This is a genomic window from Enterobacter sp. UNJFSC 003, from assembly GCF_036903355.1.
Classification (GTDB): domain Bacteria; phylum Pseudomonadota; class Gammaproteobacteria; order Enterobacterales; family Enterobacteriaceae; genus Enterobacter.
Genome location: NZ_JBAKHK010000342.1, coordinates 1 through 238 on the forward strand (window position 1 = coordinate 1; position 238 = coordinate 238).

The following is a 238-nucleotide window of genomic DNA, read 5'->3' on the forward strand; positions in this document are numbered from 1 at the left end:
CCCTCTGACTGAAACGTTAACCATTGTGCCAGCCCAGACGTTAGCGCGGCCATTGTTGATAACCATATTTTCAGAGATGGCTTTTGAGGAATACGTGATACTTCCATTCTGATCTGATCGACCGAGATCATACACCGCATTTGCCTGCACTCTCGTCCCAGTATCCTTTCCCAGCGATTGCATAGTGGCATGCTCATCAAGGATAGTATCAATGGCCTGCGTGTCCTCCATAACAATG

Annotated in this window: 1 protein-coding gene; it reads right to left on the reverse strand. The window is 47.9% G+C overall.

From position 1 onward, the window contains the following. The coding region (locus V5P19_RS24455) for an AIDA repeat-containing protein (protein ID WP_334408106.1) at positions 1 to 238 on the reverse strand (238 nt) is incomplete at both ends.